Source organism: Dyadobacter soli (genome assembly GCF_900101885.1).
Taxonomy (GTDB): Bacteria; Bacteroidota; Bacteroidia; order Cytophagales; family Spirosomataceae; genus Dyadobacter; species Dyadobacter soli.
The window spans coordinates 94,719-113,357 of the sequence record NZ_FNAN01000017.1; the positions used below are offsets into that span (position 1 = coordinate 94,719).

The 18,639-nt window shown below is 48.1% G+C and carries 10 protein-coding genes; 7 read left to right on the forward strand and 3 right to left on the reverse strand.

What is annotated here, in order from left to right; genetic code table 11:
• Positions 1-5: 5 nt before the first annotated feature.
• Together BLQ88_RS25770 and BLQ88_RS25775 are read right to left on the reverse strand one after the other, a co-directional pair.
• Positions 6-4,067: a hybrid sensor histidine kinase/response regulator transcription factor gene (locus BLQ88_RS25770; RefSeq protein WP_090155859.1), complete on the reverse strand. Its 4,062-nt coding sequence runs from the start codon at positions 4,065-4,067 to the stop codon at positions 6-8.
• 115 nt (positions 4,068-4,182) lie between these two features.
• Positions 4,183-5,820, reverse strand: a complete 1,638-nt coding sequence (locus tag BLQ88_RS25775; RefSeq protein ID WP_143016932.1) for a hybrid sensor histidine kinase/response regulator transcription factor — start codon at positions 5,818-5,820, stop codon at positions 4,183-4,185.
• Between the two features lie 608 nt (positions 5,821-6,428).
• Here BLQ88_RS25775 and BLQ88_RS25780 point away from each other — a divergent pair.
• The 4 genes from BLQ88_RS25780 to BLQ88_RS25795 all read left to right on the forward strand — a co-directional run bounded on the left by BLQ88_RS25780 (position 6,429) and on the right by BLQ88_RS25795 (position 16,482).
• The gene (locus BLQ88_RS25780) at positions 6,429-7,109 is read left to right on the forward strand and encodes a response regulator transcription factor (RefSeq protein ID WP_090155863.1); all 681 of its coding nucleotides are present in this window, start codon (positions 6,429-6,431) and stop codon (positions 7,107-7,109) included.
• 642 nt (positions 7,110-7,751) lie between these two features.
• Positions 7,752-12,776 (forward strand): T9SS type A sorting domain-containing protein, encoded by a 5,025-nt coding sequence (locus BLQ88_RS25785; protein ID WP_090155865.1) that lies wholly within the window; start codon positions 7,752-7,754, stop codon positions 12,774-12,776.
• Between the two features lie 288 nt (positions 12,777-13,064).
• Positions 13,065-16,049 (forward strand): T9SS type A sorting domain-containing protein, encoded by a 2,985-nt coding sequence (locus tag BLQ88_RS25790; protein ID WP_229212865.1) that lies wholly within the window; start codon positions 13,065-13,067, stop codon positions 16,047-16,049.
• A 142-nt stretch (positions 16,050-16,191) separates the two neighbouring features.
• Positions 16,192-16,482: a hypothetical protein gene (locus BLQ88_RS25795; protein ID WP_090155867.1), complete on the forward strand. Its 291-nt coding sequence runs from the start codon at positions 16,192-16,194 to the stop codon at positions 16,480-16,482.
• Positions 16,483-17,398: 916 nt separating this feature from the next.
• Here BLQ88_RS25795 and BLQ88_RS37055 read toward each other — a convergent pair.
• Positions 17,399-17,623 carry a hypothetical protein gene (locus BLQ88_RS37055; RefSeq protein ID WP_218132955.1) on the reverse strand — a complete coding sequence of 75 codons (225 nt, stop codon included), beginning with the start codon at positions 17,621-17,623 and terminating at the stop codon, positions 17,399-17,401.
• Between the two features lie 43 nt (positions 17,624-17,666).
• Here BLQ88_RS37055 and BLQ88_RS25810 point away from each other — a divergent pair, with 43 nt between their 5' ends.
• From BLQ88_RS25810 to BLQ88_RS36830, 3 genes are all read left to right on the forward strand, one after another.
• Positions 17,667-17,891 carry a hypothetical protein gene (locus BLQ88_RS25810; RefSeq protein ID WP_090155871.1) on the forward strand — a complete coding sequence of 75 codons (225 nt, stop codon included), beginning with the start codon at positions 17,667-17,669 and terminating at the stop codon, positions 17,889-17,891.
• A 3-nt stretch (positions 17,892-17,894) separates the two neighbouring features.
• A complete protein-coding gene (locus tag BLQ88_RS25815) occupies positions 17,895-18,128 on the forward strand; it encodes a P-loop NTPase family protein (protein WP_090155873.1) in 234 nt (77 codons plus the stop codon).
• 233 nt (positions 18,129-18,361) lie between these two features.
• Positions 18,362-18,535 (forward strand): hypothetical protein, encoded by a 174-nt coding sequence (locus BLQ88_RS36830; RefSeq protein WP_176885110.1) that lies wholly within the window; start codon positions 18,362-18,364, stop codon positions 18,533-18,535.
• Positions 18,536-18,639 lie beyond the last annotated feature (104 nt).

The window sequence follows — 18,639 nt, forward strand, 5'->3', positions numbered from 1 at the left end:
GCCATTTATCTGGAAATTTGCCTCTTACTTTCACTAGGATTTTGCCCGAAAACTTTCTTGAATTCGTTGCTGAAATGTCTAGCGCTATCATATCCGATGATCGAGGCCACTTCGCTGACGTTATATACGCCTGATTCCAGTAGCTTTTTGGCCTCACCGAACCGTATCGTCTTCATAAAATCGTTCACCGTCATCCCGGTCAACGAACGTATCTTCCGGTATAAAACCGATACACTCATGCCCGCATGCCTAGCCAGTTCGTTGACACCAAAGCCGGGCTCGGATATATTTTCGATCACCGACGCCTTTAGCCTAGCAATAAATAGCTCATTTGCACCCTGCAACGTACTACCGCTCGCGTCCTGACCTGCCGACAGTGACTTTCTGTATTGTTTCTTCTGTTCATCTCGAAGACTGATAAGATTCTTGATCTTCAATTGCAATATCCGTGGGTCGAATGGTTTGACCAGATAGTCGTCAGCGCCTGCCGTCAGGCCTTCAATGATTTGCTCATTCTGGGTCCTGGCAGTTAGCAATACTACCGGGATATGAGAGGTCGTCATGTTGCTTTTCAGCCGGGCGCTCAGATCCAGACCATTCATCTCGGGCATCATCACGTCAGAAAGAACGATATCGGGAAGATGCTCCTCTGCTAATTTCAGTCCCCGCTGCCCGTTTTCGGCTTCAAGGATACCGAAGTCCCCCTGGAAAAGATCTTTGATAAACGCGCGCAACTGTTCGTTGTCTTCGATGATCAGGATCGTATTGCTTTGTTTTTCAGCAGCGTTGCTTTCAATGCCGGGGACTTCAATTTCGTCGGTTACCGTTCCGCCGACGTAATCATTGCTTTTCACTACTATCTGATCTGGCGAAAAATGGCGGTTTTCACGCAACAGCCGGATCGTTAGCGCTGTACCGCCCTGGGATAATCCGGTAGCAAGCTTGCTTTCAGCATTTAGGTAACCGTGGTGCTGCTCTACAATGCTTTTCGAAAGTGCCAGGCCAATGCCGTAGCCAGGTTTTTCTGAGTCGGCCTGGTAGTAGTAAGTAAACAGTTGCCGCAAATGCTCTTCGGATATTCCAGCGCCATTGTCCTGGACGGTAATGCTTACTTCGCTGGATATCTCTACAATGCGCACAACTACCTTACCGCCTTCGGGCGTAAACTTGTAGGCATTGCTGAGTAGGTTATAGAATACCTTCTGCATCTGGGCAATATCCAGCCAAAGCAGCACCGGCGTGTCAGGACAGACAAGCAAAGTTTCTATTTCCTTCTCCCTGGCCAAGTGTTCAAATGCCGCAATGACGTTTTTGATAATTTTTGTTACATCGTGCTGCTGCACCTGCAGCCGGACTCCACCAGTCTGGATTTTGCGAAAATCAAGCAACTCGTTGACCAGCAGCATCAGCCGGTCGGAATTGTTTCTGGCGTAGTTCAAGTTATTTTCAATGTTTTTTCCCTCTTTGAATTGCTCATAGACCTTTTCCAAAGGCCCAGAGATCAGCGAGAGGTGCGTTCTGATTTCATGGGATACATTTGTAAAAAAATCGAGTTTAACCTGGTTCAACGCAGTCTCTCTCCTAAATGAGCTACGTAGCCATATAAAACGGGTAATGCCATAAACAGCAGCTGCAAACAACAAAACATAGAAAAGATAGGCATACCAGGTTTTCCACCAGGGCGGAAGTATCGTAATATTTAGCTTAATCGGATTGGGGTTCCAATATCCGTCACCATTCGCTGCCCGTACGCTAAGTACGTATTCCCCGGGAGGAAGATTCATATAAGTGGTAGAAGGGTTTGCAGAATAGATCCATTTGTCGTCGAACCCCTGCAACTTATAAGCGTATTGGGCCCGCTCCGATCTTGGGAAACTAAGCAAGGCAAAGTCGACCGAAAAAATGTTCTGGTTGTAACGGAGGGTTAATCTTGTTGTTTGACTTAGATTTTTCGTAAGCAAACCTGTGTCATCTCCCGCCTTCACTTCACGGCCAGATAATTTCAACTCAGTGAACACGAGTGCTGACGAGTCATTCCTAACTTTGATCTGTTTGGGAGTGAACTCGAAAATTCCTCTGTTTGTAGTAAAATAAAGATTGTTATTGGGCACCTGTACGCTCGATGCTGGCCGGGATATTCCATTATAGGGCAGCCCATCCTGATAACTGTAGGTTTGCGACGTGTTCTTATCCGGGTGGTAGCGCGTGAGTTCGGCATCGGTGGCTAGCCAGATGTAGCCGTCACTGTCAATCTGGAGATCTTCGATTTTTGAAAGTTGTATTTTTGGGTCGAGTCGAAATTGCCTGGATTTCTCTTCAAAAAATTGTAACCCTTGCCTGGTAGCAGCCCATATCCTGCCTCTACCATCTTGCCCCATGCGTTGTACTGCCGCGAAGTTCCCACCGCCTATCCTCTTGTCAGTAGCCACTTCTTCAAAGAAAGTCGCGCTGCGTTTGAGAAGAAATACCTGATCGCCGCCACCGACCCAAATATTCTGGTGGGAGTCTTCCATAATGCCGTGCGCATAGCCGACCGACGTGTGTTTAATAAACCGGCCTGTTTTCTTATTAAAGGACAATGCCCCTAACGGCCCTACTAACCAAAACCGATTTCGGCTGTCTTCAAGAATATCCGTAACCCGGCCAGATTCCAGACCTTTTTTCCCTTCAATTACCAAGGGGTAGTCTTTCTGAACGCGTGTTTTTATATTGTAGCTCGTGATCATCCCGGTTCCGGCACCCCAAAGTGTCTCGTCCCCGTCAAGATAGAAATGGAAGTAGCCATTTGACTTCTTTAACTTTAGATCAAATGACGCTGTTCGTCTGCCTGAATTGTCAAACAGCTGTAACATTCGCATATGCTGATCGATCAGCCAAAGTTGCCCTTTTTTGCTTCTACCGATCCATGAATCCGGATAACGGGCTTCGGAAACTTGACCTACTTGGGACGGCCACGGAACGAAGCGTGGGGCACCCGGGTAAAAGTTACTGATACCTAAGAAATGGGTACCCATCCAAATGCCGCCCTGCCGATCGAGGCACATCGTTTGGATGCTGTTATCTGCCAGACTGTAAAGATTACCCTCCTGATTCCGATACCAGGTAGCTTTTCGGCTCACCGGATCGAACCGGGCAAGTCCGGAGAGGTTGGCAATCCACAATTTGCCTGTGCCGTCAGGAAGTATCTTGGTCACTAACGGGATATTCCCATCCGGGTCGCGAAACTCCGGCACCGGACGAAATGTCTTGGTAGCAATATCGAACTGAACTATTCCGCCCGAATTGGGTCCGAGCCATATGACGTTTTGATCATCAAGATACTGGGTAGGAAACTCGTTATGCAAGGGCGCCTTATCTTTCGAATTGTATCGGAATGTTGTCACGGCAGCGCCATTCCTGGGTACCTGGACTATACCATCGAAACTTCCCACCCATAAATCGCCGCTGCTGGTCTCACTCGCTGAAATTATCGACTGACTACTGCCCTTCTCAAAAATACGGTGTAGCACATGGCTGACCTTTACCCTGCTGGCTGTGACCTCAATACTGTTAAGTCCATAAGGAGTTCCAACCAGTATCCGGTGATTACGATCTTCCGAAATAAAGTAGATCTGGTTATTGCGCTCCGGGTTCGCGTTAGGCAGATTATGGTCTATGTGCGTAAAATCATCTGTTTCGGAATTATAACGATCAAGCCCGCCCGAACCTCCAACCCATAAGTTGCCCTTCGAATCACAAAAGAGGGCTTTGAGCATGTCTGAAGAAATTGAATTGGGGTCAGACGAACTATGTTGATATTTCTTTAAGGTATGAGAATCGTACCGGAACAGTCCGGCGAATGTGGCAAACCAAATGAACCCTCGCGCATCCTGAGCAACAGCCCTCACATCGGACATCGGCTTGCCTCCCGGTGCGGAAATATTTCGAAAGGCCTGGGCCCTGGTAAGATTTGCGGTACAGATCAACGCAAGAATGAATAGTGGGAGCCGAATTGAAAATATGGACCTCAACACAGTAATTGGATATTTAACCGAGACTTCAGCGTGATCTGATAAAGCGAAATGCATGAATTAACTTTCAAACAAGATAGTGGCACAACGAAATAAATATAGCGGCGAAATCAGCGGTCATTTGAGACAGCTAACCGACACAAGTAAGTGCAAAATTCCTAATTAAGCCCACTTATTGACCCGACGGACTTCGAAACTTACTGGGATTCTTTCCGAAAAGCTTTTTAAACTCATTGCTAAAATACCTAACACTTTCATAGCCAACCATCAATGCTACCTCGTTGACCTGGTAAGTACCTGACTCCAGAAGCCGAAGCGCCTTTTGCATTTTGATTGTCTTCATAAAATCGTTGACCGTCATGCCTGTCAACGATCGTACCTTGCGGTATAAAACGGAAACGCTCACGCCAACCTGAAATGCCATTTCATTGACTCCAAAATTGGGATGGGATATGTTCTCTATAACCAGGCTGCGAAGCTTATCAATGAATTCGTCGTTAGCACCTGCGATGATCCACCCGTCTGCACCCGACGAAAGCGTCCTCCCGGTGTACTCCTGAATGGCTGTCCGCGTTTTGATCAAATTTTGTATCTTCAATAATAAAATATTCGCAGCAACAGGTTGGACCAAGTAGTCATCCGCCCCCGCTTGAAGCCCCTGAACTACCTGAGGCAATACACTCTGCCCCGTCAAAAGGATAATAGGAATATGAGATGTACGCAAATCTGCTTTTAATTGGCTGCATATCTGTATACCATTTTGTTCAGGCAGTGTAACGTCACACAAAATCAGATCAGGAATATTTTCAAATGCCATTTTTAGCCCTTCAGACCCGTTTACTGCTTCCAGTACATGATAGATTTCAGAAAGCAGCTCAGACTCAACCGCTCTAAGCTCATCGTTATCTTCTATCAACAGAACAGTGAATTTTTTTCCGGACGGCCCAGAAAGCCCTGATACTTGGAGTGTTCCGACCTCAGAACTGGAGTAATCCGTAAAAACAGTTTCGCTTTTAGCGAACTGGTCACTCGAATAATGACCGGAACCGGAAAGAAACCCCACCGAAAAACGAGTTTGGCCCTCCTGCCTCTCAATACGCTGCTGGCTGGTAACACTAAGTTTGGCATTATGTAAATCGACGATCGTCTTTGAGAGAGCCAGACCAATGCCATTCCCTTCTTTTGAATCGCCATTATTTCCCTGGAAAAATTTATCGAACATGCGGCCTATCTCTTCCCTAGAAATCCCTAAACCACTATTGGTCGCGCTGACGGCAAGTTGTTTGCTTCCATTTTCCATCTTATGATAATCCAGCAGCTCATTCAATAGCTGAATGAGTTGCTGCGAGTTATTTCTGGCGTGGCCTAGATGGTGTTTGGCAACCTGATCATCGTCAAGTAAACGAAACGCCTTTTCGAGACGCCCTTCGATAAGCGAAAGGTGCGTGCGCGCATCGTGGGATACATTTGCATAAAAGTCAATCTTAGCTCCATACATTTCACTGTCTTTTTTAAGGGCAGCCCTGGTCCGAAGCAATCGAATCTGCAGATAAATTAGTCCTCCACCAATCGTCATGCAACACAAGTACACAAACCATGTTTGCCACCATGAAGAAAGTACCAAGAGAAGCCCGAATAGGATCCGAGAACCTTTGCCAGTGGAGGTCCTGATGGCAAATTGTGCTTTACTGGCAAAAAAGTATGGGTAGGCAGCAGAAGCGATGACTACCAAATTCGACTTCCTTTTACGCTGCTTTTCCCACGGACTGTCAAAGGGCACATCAATATTTGACGATCCGTCTGCGACCATACAGCGTCCTGAACTACCGTTTTCCGCTCCATGCCGTAAAATCCGGGCATCAGCCTGGTCAAACCGTAGGCAAAAGAGGCATAGCAACAATTCGATGAAATAAGCAGATATCAAGGTAAACGGGCGGCTGGTTTGTCGAAATTATTCTCTTGTAACTGAGGCACGACAAACTTAAATACCTCGAATCAATTTGCACTAGGGCCACACGGGGCAAGGTCAGTTATACAAGAAATATGCACAAAATTGACAAGATAATAACTAAGAGTCGGTGGTATAACGTGCCTGTGGCAAGCAGTCAGATATAGCATCAGCAGTTCCTTTTTGACATTTCTTCTAGTGTTCGGGGCATACAATTTTCTACATATTTGGGATCGAATAAAGTTTACACTAACGAATCTTCGAATCGACGTGAGTTTCTTCCATTGATCCGGCACATGTGGTGAACTTGATAGCTTTCCCTAAAAAGTTTCCAAAACCATCCCAAAGAGTCTAGAAAAGAACTGCTGATAATATAAGAGCACAAGATTGACAATATTTCAATACTTCTCTTTCCAGCGAAATAGAAATATTGCGACGCCAAGTGTCACAAGACTAAATGTATTCTTAAGATGAAAGCATCACCTGTTTACCTCAACGTAGACTTAATAGCTATTGTTGATCCTCGCCCTATATTCAAAAGGGGTCTGAGGCAAATTTTATCTCAAACTCGTAAATCATTAGAGGTGATAGAAGCGTCCAGCTGCCAGGAGCTGGAAAGAAAATATGCCGAATACGCCCCAGAAATCATCTTTTTCTCGGGTGCAGGCCACTCGGACCTGCAAATTATCGACCTGGCTAGTTGTTTAAGACGATATAGCCCGCTCGCAGGGATAGCCGTTTATGATAACCGTCCGTCCCTGGACTTTTTGATCACCTTCTTTCAGGACAGCATTGGTGGATACCTACCAGAAGATTTCGATGAACGTGACCTTGATATGTGTATCAATTCGCTTGCCGCAGGGCTACATTATGTTAATAGCGAAGTTGCGTATCGGCTCATCACCCACAAAATGCCCAGTCAAAAGCAACCGCGAACAACAACGCTTTCAGGACTGGAAAGAAAAGTAGCAGCCTTTCTGATAAGAGGAATGACAACCTCTGAAATTGCCCATACGCTGGATCGGAGAAGCTCGACGATAAGTACTGTAAAATCGAATATTTACAGAAAGACCAATGTTCATAACATTATAGACTTGGCTACGACCCTCAAAAAGCGAGGAACTCCGCTTGAAATCCCCGGAGAAGCCTGACCACCGCAGCTGCCCGGATTACGGAAATTAATCTAAAAAACTACTTTGATTAAATAACCGCACATAATTGACAAGATTAGTGCACACTGTTTACCAGCAATATCAAAATATTTGTAAGCAATTCGTGTAAAACTTATTTGACAAAATAAACTATGTTGATACAAATCAAACTTGCTGGAATCACCACAATTGAATTGCGGAATTCATCATGAATTTAACTTGTGTGGCTACGACATAACCCGAACCTCCTTTTTCCGGAAACAAAGAGTTCCTGTTACTAACTACGTATATAGAAAGCCGTTTGTTCTATATATGAAGATATTTTGCCCTTGTTTTTCGCTATATACACTTGACACCGCCGAACGAACTTTCGTCTGCGTTGCGGAACGGATGCCTCGGGGTCTGGGTCGGGTCCGTCCGGCATCAAGTATGGACAACATGGTCGGACCGGCACGGTAAACAACACTTTTGGTGCCGGTAACGCCAATCATGCAAACAGTACCCTTTTGACTTCACAATCCAAATTAGGAAACGGTCTGGTAAGCGAAGTGATAGCTTATGAGCACGATCTGGCCCAAGCCGAAAAATTAGGATCAGGCAGGGAGACGCTAAATTTTATTCAACAATTGAATCAACTTTTTTATGAAACGAAATGTACAATTTGCCGCCATCGCGCTCGCCTCTGCGATGCTTTCGTGCTTTGGTGCGCGCGCGCAGACACCTGCACCTGGTGGCGTTGCTACCGGCTTAACCCAATGGTATAGGGCCGATGAGGGTGTAGTTTCCGGTGGTGATGGCACCAACGTTACTTCCTGGACCGATTTTGCCGGAGGGACTGTTTCTGCTCAAATAGGAACTGCACCCCGGCCGTTTTTTAAAGCAGGTGCTACGAATTACCTTAATTTTAACCCTGGGGTTAACTTTACCGCAGTTCAGCAAATGTTGGGTAACATCGCTACCCAAACCCTTTCCAATACCTCCTTCGATATTTTCACCTTAACGAAAGAGGGAATGACAGGTACCCGGTTCTTCAATATCGGGATGAACAATACGGCTATGAATGGGACCAACTGGGACCAGCCAGGTTTGTATGTCGACGGGAGAATAGGAAGCAGAAACAGCACCGGTGGAGCTTTGACTATCAGTAATCCAGGCAATATCGATTTCTCTGCCAATACGCCAAGTATTATGTACCACACTTTTACCAATACAACCATCATGAAGGGGGTAAATGGTGATGCCTTGGGTTCGGTACTAAATGTTTCTGCAAGGGGCCAGTCTACCGGCGGACATATCTTCGGGGCCAATAACGGCTCAAACCCTCCCGGGGGAGATGATGGAGGCTTTACCGGTCATATCGGAGAGATAATCGTTTATGGCAACGGCAATTTATCTGCTACCGACAGGAACAAAGTGGATTCGTATTTGGCGTTGAAATATGGTATCACCCTGCCCGCCAATGTGAATTATTTGAATTCTGACGGAACCATTATCTGGAATACCGCAGCGAATAGCACTTATCACAATAATGTGGCGGGAATCATTAATGATGAGGCCTCTGCGCTCAATCAAAAGCAGAGTATAAGTGTCAACGCAGGAAAGCAAGTTATCATCAGTACGATTGGTTTGGCGAACACAAATGTTGCCAATATAACTCCACTTTCTGATGGGCAGTCTCTGGTATGGGGCGACAACGGGCTTGTCAAAGCGCCAGCGGTCGCCTTTCCCGGAGCGGGCACCAATTTCCGGTTTGCTGCTATCTGGAAAGCTCAAAACTCTGCCAGTGCAGGTACTGTTCGAGTAGCGTGGCCCGCTGGACTTACAAATCTGAAACTAATCCAGAGCGCTGATGAAACTATCGACGGCTCTGATGTTAGCACTGATATGAGCGCGAACACCCAAGTCGTCAACGGCGTTTCCTACAACTATGCAGACGTGACTTTGGCCGACGGGGAGTTTTTTACCTTTGCGGCTTTCGTACAGGCACCGGGCGGGGTCGCAGCAAACCTTCTGATGTGGCACAAGGCTAATGACGGGGTCCCCACGGCCGGCGCTAAAAACGTTTGGAAAGATATGTCCGTTAATGGAAGGGATGTCGCCCAGAATAACAATGCGGACAATCAGCCCAGCCTGGTGACGGATGCAACCCATGCGGCCGACAGCAAAAACTATTCTTTTAACTTCAACCCTTTCTATTATTTTGACGGCTCTAACGACTTTTTCTATCGCGAAAATGATGCCTATTTCCCTTCGCCTACCAGCCCGGGCTCGACCTATGGAATTATGCATAATTCCGCATCAGGAGGCTGGCGCACACCGTATGGGTGGGGCGATGATGATCCGAACTTGAACCGTAATGGCGACAATTATTATTTGTTTAGAGATAACGGAGACGTTATCAATCAGAACCTGGGGCTGAATACGACGCCGGCTCACCTGGCAGGCATGTCCTGGAAAGGCAGCGGAGCGGCTAATAACGGCATGTACCTTAATTTGAACGGCAGGATTTACAGCAGTGCCAATACGAATATCGGCAACATCAACAATGCCGAAAATTTCGCGATAGGCTCGGAAGGCGTAGGGCTTACCGGCAACGGGAATGAAGCTTTTCAAGGCGGGGTTTCAGAAGTATTTGCATACAGTACCGATCATCAGAACTCCGCCGGAGATGAAAAGCAGCGGATCAATTCCTACCTCGCAATCAAATACGGCATTACGCTAAGCAACGATGCAGGCACGGGTACCGCCAACTATCTGAGCAGTAAGTCGGTGGTGATCTGGGATACCACCGCGAATACTGGCTATAACAGCAACATCGCCGGTATCGCCAAAGACGATAACAGCGCATTACACCAGAAGCAGTCTTTCAGCAACAATGCTGGCCAGCAGGTAATTATAGGAACCAATGGATTGGGTAATACCAATGAAGCCAATGCGGTTGGACTGAATGACGGTCAGTTTTTGATCTGGGGTGATAACGGCCTAGCCAAGGCTCCGGGTAACTACAATGCCGGACTCGGCAATGGAGTCAATGTGCTTTTCAAAGCCATCTGGAAAGCACAAAATACTGATGGTGTTGGTACTGTGCGAATTGCATGGCCTGACGGTTTGAATAACCTTACCCTTGTGCAAAGTGGGGATGAAACCTTCGACGGATCCGATATTTTTACACCGATGGCATCCAACAGCCAGACTATTAATGGCATAACTTACAATTACGCGGATGTTACTTTGTCTAATGGTCAATATTTTACCTTTGCCACTTTGGTCGAGCATGCACCGGGTGGTGTGTTCGCGGGTTTGTCACTTTGGTACCGCGCAGATATCGATGCGGCTAATACAGGCGATGCGACGGATATAACGTCATGGAGGGATTATGCATCAGGCGTAGTTTCGGCGCAACTCGGAACCGCCGCTCTTCCCAAGTTCAAGACAGGGGCTACTGACTATTTCAACTTTAACCCTGGTGTCAATTTCACTTCGGCCAATCAAACCCTTGGCAACATCACGGTTCCTACCGTTTCATCACAGGCGTATGATGTTTTCACGGCTACTAAGGAAGGGTTGGCGCCAGGAGGTAACGGCAGGGTATTTAGCGTATTGGTAAACAATACCGACCTTGCAGGAGATATCGACTACTGGGATGGCATTGGCATCATGGCCGATAACCGGATCGAGCGGATGAATACTGCTTATAACTTCCGGTACCTGGCAAATCCGGGGAACATTAACTGGTCTGCCAATAGCCCTAGTATTATGTACAATACGTTCACCAATACGACGGTATCCAAAGGATTGAACGGAGCTGCAAACGGTACGACTGCTACGCATACGGCTATTGGAACACTTACCGGCGGACACGCTATTGGCACAACGCAGTTTTCGGGCAATGGCAGCGATAACGCAGGATTTACGGGTAATATCGGCGAAGTTGTGGTTTATGGTGGGGGTAACATTACTGCTGCTGAGAGAAATAAAGTCGATTCTTACCTAGCCGTCAAATATGGTGTTACGCTTAGCAACACTAACAATTACATTACATCTGCCGGAGACACCGTATGGTATGCTTCTTCCAGCGCGTCATTTTATAACAATGTGGCAGGTTTAGGTAGAGATAATATCTCGGCATTGCACCAGAAACAAAGCCGCAGCCAACACGCCAATACTAACAATCAGGTTACTATCGGGCTCGGCGAAATTGCTGCCACCAACGCAACTAACCCCGGCACAATCGCCGACGGCCAGTTCTTGGTCTGGGGTGATAATGGCCAAACGCAGGCGATGACCAACAACAGCAGCAGTTACTTCGCCTTCACATACAACGGAAGCTTGGACAACGGTCGCATGACGAAACGCGCATGGAAAGTCCAGAACACAGCGATGGGACAAGAAGTGCTGATCCGGTTCCCTCAGGCCTCGGTAGGAAATACGACTTTCCTTGATGAAGGCTGCAGTCAGTTTGTATTGATTCTGGCGGACGACGCGGGATTCACTACCAATGAATATGTGGTGCCGTTAACGTCTAACGGGACAGATTACGAAGCAAAACATACATTCCCCGCAGGAGTTAGCTATTTCACTTTCGGCAAAGTAAACGGGTGGGCCCCAGGTGTTGTTCAGCTCCCTGCCACAATAACCTCGGCGCCGGATTTCTCCACCTGTGCTTCCAACAGCTGGTACTATGCTAAGCAAACAACGAGCACTGACAAATACTTAGCGATTCAAGGCATGACAGTCACTCAGTTGGGCAATTTGGATGTAGTCATAGACCCCGTCGGAGCGGAATTTAATGGTACAATCCATACCAAATTAATGCCGCGTGTCGCCACGGCAACCGATACGGGAGCAGGCACCTACACGGGCGTGAAAGTAAGGGTTTATTATAGCCAGGCAGAAATGGACGCAACCACCGTCAGTGGGGCGCAGAAAAGTGCCTGGTTCAAATTTGAAGGTGATGCCAACGCGGTGCGTGCCGACATCAATGCCGACGGACTTTTGAACCCGGAAAAAGCGATCGAGCTTGTTCCAAGCAGTAGTGGCGTAGAGGACGGTATCAAATACGTAGAATTTGATAATATCACCTCATTCTCTTCATTCGTCTACGTTTCCACGACGAACGAAACGGCGCTTCCTGTAACGCTCGTCCGCTTTGACGCGGTCAGAAAAGGCAACTCGGCGTTGCTGTCCTGGAATACCTCGGAAGAATCGGCCAACGAGGGATTTGAAATCCAGCGCGGCGCCTTAGGCACTAGCTGGCAGACTATCGGCTTCGTGAACGGGCAAACCAAAGACGGTAACAGCAACGCACTGCTGCATTACACCTTCTCGGATGAGACCCCGATGGCAGGCAAGAACTACTACCGCCTCAAACAAGTGGACTGGAACGGCAGTTCTCATCTCAGCCGGATAGCTGTGCTTGACTTCTCGGCAGACGGTAGAGGCCTGGTGCTGTATCCTAACCCGGTTGCCGCCGGGGCACTTACCCTGGACTTGCCCGAAAGCGGAATGCTTGAGGTGAAGATTTATAATCTCTTTGGCACCCAGGTGAAGGCTTACAAACAAAGCAGCCGCGTGCTGGATTTGAAAGGGCTTCCATCAGGCAAATACGTTGTCAAAATAGTTTCCAGCAATGGTCGGATTTATGAAAAGACTTTCATTATTCCGTAAGACAATGCGCTAATGTAGAAAACTCTGGTAGCCGTCACCACCGTGTGATTGCTGCCAGGGTTTCAATGCTTTCGGGGCACAGGCCAATAGATCCTTCATGTTAACACTTGTCTGTCGCGGTGTTTCACTTTTTACAGCGAGATTGGCGATGATGCTGCCGCCCTGTCATAACCTATCAAGGGGCCTGGGCGAGCACTATCGCCACTTACATATACACTTCACTTAATTTTTGTCGCAATGGGAATAGCCAATTTTTACAGCTTAATGCTAAGAAAAGCATTACTGAATTTGATCCTTATTCTAAGCGTATCTTTTGCCTGGGGACAACCTGCGCCATTTGTTTGTTCTAACCTTGCCTATCAGGTGAGTGGTCCTGCCGGTGGAAATTCCAGCCTTTATAGTTACAATGTGGCTAGTGGAAGCCGCGCGCTTCTTGGAGGCCTTCCTATAACCGTCAATGCTATCGGGTACAATCCGCTGGATAACTACATCTGGGGGATGGCCAATAGTACAAATCAGATAATAAAGCTGGGTTCTAATGTACAGTATTCCGCTTTTACGATCCCCAACCTGCCGGTAGCAAGCGGTGTGGGCTACAATGTGGGCGAGATCATTGGGGATGGTTATATGTTTTTGTATTCAAGTGGCCAATCCAGGTATTATGTAGTCGATTTAAACCCGGCCAGGGCAACCTATCTGCAATTGGTTGACCCTACCAGTTCGTATAGTTTGGATAACGCTCCCTACGGGAATGCATTTAGCGGTACAACGGGTATCGCTGTTTCGGATTTGACTTACAGCGCTGCTACGGGATTGCTATATGGTATCGTGGATGCCGGAGCCGGGGCTGCCTACAAGTTAGTGACGGTAAATCCTGTTACCAGGGTAGCGGTAGCTTCTGCCAATGCAATTTCCGGCGCCGGCATCCAGGGTGAAACCTCTGGATATGGCTCTGCTTTTATTGATCAAAGTGCCAATAATTTCTATGTTTTTGCCAATACCCTGGGCCAGTTTTTCAGGATCAACCTGGGGACAAACACCGCCGCACTGGTCTCTACTTCAGTGCCGGCAGAAAGTAACGACGGCGCCAGTTGTCCGAACACATTTTTTGTCGAACCTGCCGCCTTCACCTGTCAGGGACTGGCGTATCAGGTGACAAGTGAGGCGGGTACCAATTCTAACCTGTATAGCTATAACGTAGCTACCGGCGCGCGCGCGCTTTTAAGTGAGCTGACCGTCAATGCCAATGCGGTTGCCTACAATACCCTGGATAATTATTTGTGGGGTCTTATTGCCACTACGAACCGGGTAGTTAAAATCGGTTCGAACGGAGGTTCTCAAATGTTTACCGTACCCAATTTGCCCAATCCCTCCGCTGGCTATAATGTAGGTGATATTATCGGTAACGGGTATCTGCTTTTTTACGACAGGACCGAGACAAGATATTATGTGGTGGATCTTGACGCTTCCCGGGCCACCTACCTGCAACTTGTCGACCCCACCGCGTCCTTTGTGCTGGATACCGCCCCATACGGGAATCAATTCAGCACCGCTCCGGCAGTTTTAAATCTATCCGACCTTGCCTATAACCCTGCCACAGGTTTATTGTATGGATTAACCGATCCTACCAGCACGTCACCATTCAGGAGTGTTACCCTAAACCCCGTTACGCGCGCGGTTACATTCGGTCCGGCCGTTTCGGGAGGGGGTATCCAGGGGGAAACTGCCGCATACGGCTCTATCTTTATTGACCAGAACGCGGATGGTTTTTATGCATTTGCCAATAGCCAGGGCAGGTTCTACCGGGTCAATAGTACAACCAACACTGCTACCCTGGTTTCAATATCGGTCCCTGCCACTAACAACGATGGGGCCAGTTGCCCCGACGCATTTTTGACCGCTTCCATTGCAGGTAATGTATTTCATGATCCGGATGCAGGCAATGTAGACAACAGCACAGGCAGTCCCAATACAGTCCCTTCCGGACTTTTTGCCAACCTGGTCGGGACCGACGGAAATGTGGTCGGGGTAGTCTCTGTAAACACTGACGGAACTTACCAGTTTACTGACATCGCGCCAGGCGACTACACCGTCGTTTTGAGTACCACCAGTGGCAGCATAGGTGGCGTTGCCCCAGCGGCAAGTCTTCCGGCAGGATGGGTCAACACCGGTGAGTTCAATGGCGCCGAGAACACAGGCAACACGGCCCCTGTCGATGGGATCAGCCCTGTATTCACGATTGGCGTCAATAGCACCGATGTCAACTTCGGTATCCAGCAGCCTCCTGTGGCCGATCCTAAAACATACACAGTGCCTAACGCTGCGTTCAGTTTCACACCTGTGGCTACTTACCCCACATTTCCGGATTATATGGCCATCCAGGCATCGTCGGCAAACCTGACTGGCTACCCGACGGGCGGCTCGCTCTCAGGCTCGGACGCGGAAGATTGCCCGGCCGGGGAATGTAACACGGATACAGGAACCACATTCAACATTGTCTCCATTGAACCAACTACCCGGCTCTATTATGACTTCGGCGCAGGCCCTGTGGCGATAGACGTGACGGGCGGTCCGGTAAGTATCCCCAACTTCGAGATGACCAAACTGGTGATCTACGGCGCAGTCGGCAGCGGTACAGGGAACAATCTGATTGGGTTTACCTATTCGATCACAGATCAGGCAGGGGCCACCAGCACCGCGGTAGCTTACACCATCCAGACCGAAGGTCCGATGCCGGTAACATTGATCAGCTTCGACGCCCGCCTGGAAGGTCAAACTGTAAACCTGGCATGGGCCACATCCACCGAGCAGAACAGCATGGGCTTCGAGATACAGCGCAGCGGTAATGCTGCCAACTGGTCGAAAGTAGAGTTTGTGACTTCGCTGTCGCCTGAAACGGGCAGCAGTAGCAAGCTTGACTACATTTTTACCGACACGGCCCCGCTGAAAGGGACTAGCTACTACCGTCTGAAAATGATAGACTTCGACCAGAGCTTTGCTTACAGCCAAATCCGGTCAGTCAACGGCGAGAATGGACAAAGCGTAACTTTGTATCCAAACCCTGTTTCAACCTTGCTGCTGATCAAAAATGTGCCGAACGAAAGAATTGGCCGGATAAGGGTACTGGACCTGACAGGGCGCGCTGTGATTGATCAGCGCGGCATGCCAGCCCACGGAATAGACGTATCCCGGTTACCGGCAGGTACCTACATTGTCGACATCGAAATGCTGGACGGTAGCCATACTAAAAACAAGATTATCGTCGGCCGTTGATTCAGCCGCGACTGTCGCTACCCCAATTTGCCTTATTATTGCCAACCCTAAGGTACCTGCTTACTTGTTCTCAATCACAAGGAGGCAGGTGCCAAATCATTCTGGGCCACCTTGAGTAATTGACTTCTGCCATCCTTTGATAATGAATCCTCTTAAAAAAATCAGGGCCGGTTACCGTACCATGCTCCTTTTGACCGAAACGTTTCTGCTTTGGTTCTGGGCGGTCAGCTCCCTGAGTGAACTAGTCGAAATGACCGAATTCGTCAAGGCGGTTGCAATTCTTGCCGGCAGTTTGATCACTGCCATTGCCGGCTACCGATCCGGTATTTGGAAGATTCTATTGGCCATTCTGTTCTCGACCGTTTGGGGAATTCTGATGCACAGGGTGCTGACCGCTGCCCCGGCTATTAAAATTAACCCCTGGGGGGGTTAGCCTTTACGATATCGCTTACCGTGTACAAAGTCCTGATAGGAGATAGCCGACAGCGCCCTGATTTAAATAGCCAGCCGGTGACCGACCGTTCATTAACATAGTTTCTACCCGCTTTGAATCAAAGCAGGGATACCAACAACCATAATAAGGCAATCCTGCCCGAGGGTAATATTGTGGTTGCTTGCGTGCACTTCAAAGTATCTCTCATTTAAATCGATGTATCCTATGGTAAATATTGACACATTACGTAAACTTCTCAGCATAAGGTTAGGCAGTTAGTTCTTACTACTGTACTTGTATTGAAGGCCTTGGATTTTGCAATCGCCCAGTCTTGCCAGGTTCGCTGTGGTACAGCCCGGTTTATACATCTGCTTCGTCTGCTTCATTTGCCGGTAGGGTGAGTATGAAAGGATTGCAACCGGGAAATACCTGTTGTAAAATCACCCTGTCGGGTGACGCAACGTGTACATACGAATATCTGTTGGTAAGTGATTTGAATATTCCTGAGAATCCAGGATAACCTAATCGGGTAATATAATTGAAAAATATAAGCGGTAGCAGACCGGTGCCCGCTACGGCTTGCCTGAAAATGAATATGCTTCATATTTTCGTTGCTTATTTCAGCGTCATCACCACGGTTGCCTCTGCGGTTCAGCTCCTCAAACCACTCCCTGCCGCCGGCATCAATGGATTTTACCCACAGCGAATGCAGGATACTTCTTTGCTTTTCAACATGTATCTTTACCCCAAAGCAGTACATTTTACAATTGACCTGCAAAGAGGGTCATTTACATCAACCAGGAGAGATGGTGACGTTGAGTTCGCCGCGGACAAATGATACAAAACGCGCTTTCAGGGACAGCGAGGTGGACATATAATCCTGGACGACATGCTCGGAAAGCGAAAGCTTGGGAAGCTAGACTGGTGTTTCGAAGTCGCTAGCTGACTTATGCCCTTTGAAAGCGCCCATCGGCCGGTCGGAAAGAGCAGAAGCTCCCCACATCGCCCGATGCCGGTCCATTCCCATCGAGCGGAACGCGTCCGCATCGGCTAGCCTTTCCAGCGCCCCTTGCGATACGTCGGCATGCCCAAGGCTGATGATACATGCAACAGGTATTGAGCGAAAAGACCCTAAGTGCAAGCGGATGCTATTTGAGCTGTATTGCGATCCGTTTACATCCAATATGTCAGCCAGGTTTCTTGAAGACTTGATCAACGAGAAACTCTCGACCGAAGTCGTGTCGCTGTATGATATCAAATACATCCGCGCTAAAATGAAAAAGTGGGGTGAACAGCAAATGCCGGTTCAACAAAGTGAAAAGCCCGAAGCTGAGGCTCAACCGAAAGCGGCAATGAAATTTCCCCGCTCTGAGCCTGAGCCATATGTTAAACCATCTAAAAAATATTGACCGATGAAAAACTTACATTTTATAGTGCAAGCCAAAGGAGGCGTAGGCAAATCCATTCTGATGTACCTGTTTGCCCTTAAACACTACCAAGATTCTAAATGTCTTTTTATTGATGTGGACGCTTCAACGCAGACCAGTACACGTCAGCTGAAATTCGTCCAGCAGGATCAATCCGATGTTGCGAGCTTCCCAGACGAGAAGGGTCTTTTGATACGTGACAATTTAGTAGCCTTGTAAAAACGGACTTTGAAATCATCGTCTGGCAAAGTATGGCTACCTATCGTAAGTTTCCGCATCTGACCCAGGAGCTGAGAGAAAACTGTAAGGACTCTGGGCCGACGATTCACAGGTTGGGCGACTTCCAGCCTGAATCATATCTGGGGTAGAGGTTCTGACAGGCATCCGCAAAGGCCTCGCGCTGGATACCTACACCATCGGGCTAAGGCTTCAAAGAGAACTTCAAATCAACTTTGCCAATCTCTAGCCAACCGATCAACCGACAAACCCTGGCCAGGATCAACGCGGAGTACCTGACCAGGGATGAAATCGAAATGGACAACTGGTCGGCAATCATCCTGCTGGACAATCAGGCCCAGTTTCAAAACATGGATAGCCAGCTCCGAGCAGTTCTGGATGAAAACTAAAAGCTCAGCAGCAAGATCAAAGAATCCGTGAAGACGGTACAATTAGGCTCCATCCTGGAAGCTTTCATCCATGGCTCAGGTAAGGGATTGCCGTATTCGATTAC

Coding starts and splice junctions, on each gene's coding strand:
- BLQ88_RS25815 (WP_090155873.1), top strand. CDS start 17,895: ATGAAAAACTTACATTTTATAGTGCAAGCCAAAGGAGGCGTAGGCAAA.
- BLQ88_RS25775 (WP_143016932.1), bottom strand. CDS start 5,820: ATGGTCGCAGACGGATCGTCAAATATTGATGTGCCCTTTGACAGTCCG.
- BLQ88_RS25795 (WP_090155867.1), top strand. CDS start 16,192: ATGAATCCTCTTAAAAAAATCAGGGCCGGTTACCGTACCATGCTCCTT.
- BLQ88_RS25810 (WP_090155871.1), top strand. CDS start 17,667: ATGTCAGCCAGGTTTCTTGAAGACTTGATCAACGAGAAACTCTCGACC.
- BLQ88_RS25770 (WP_090155859.1), bottom strand. CDS start 4,067: ATGCATTTCGCTTTATCAGATCACGCTGAAGTCTCGGTTAAATATCCA.
- BLQ88_RS25780 (WP_090155863.1), top strand. CDS start 6,429: ATGAAAGCATCACCTGTTTACCTCAACGTAGACTTAATAGCTATTGTT.
- BLQ88_RS25785 (WP_090155865.1), top strand. CDS start 7,752: ATGAAACGAAATGTACAATTTGCCGCCATCGCGCTCGCCTCTGCGATG.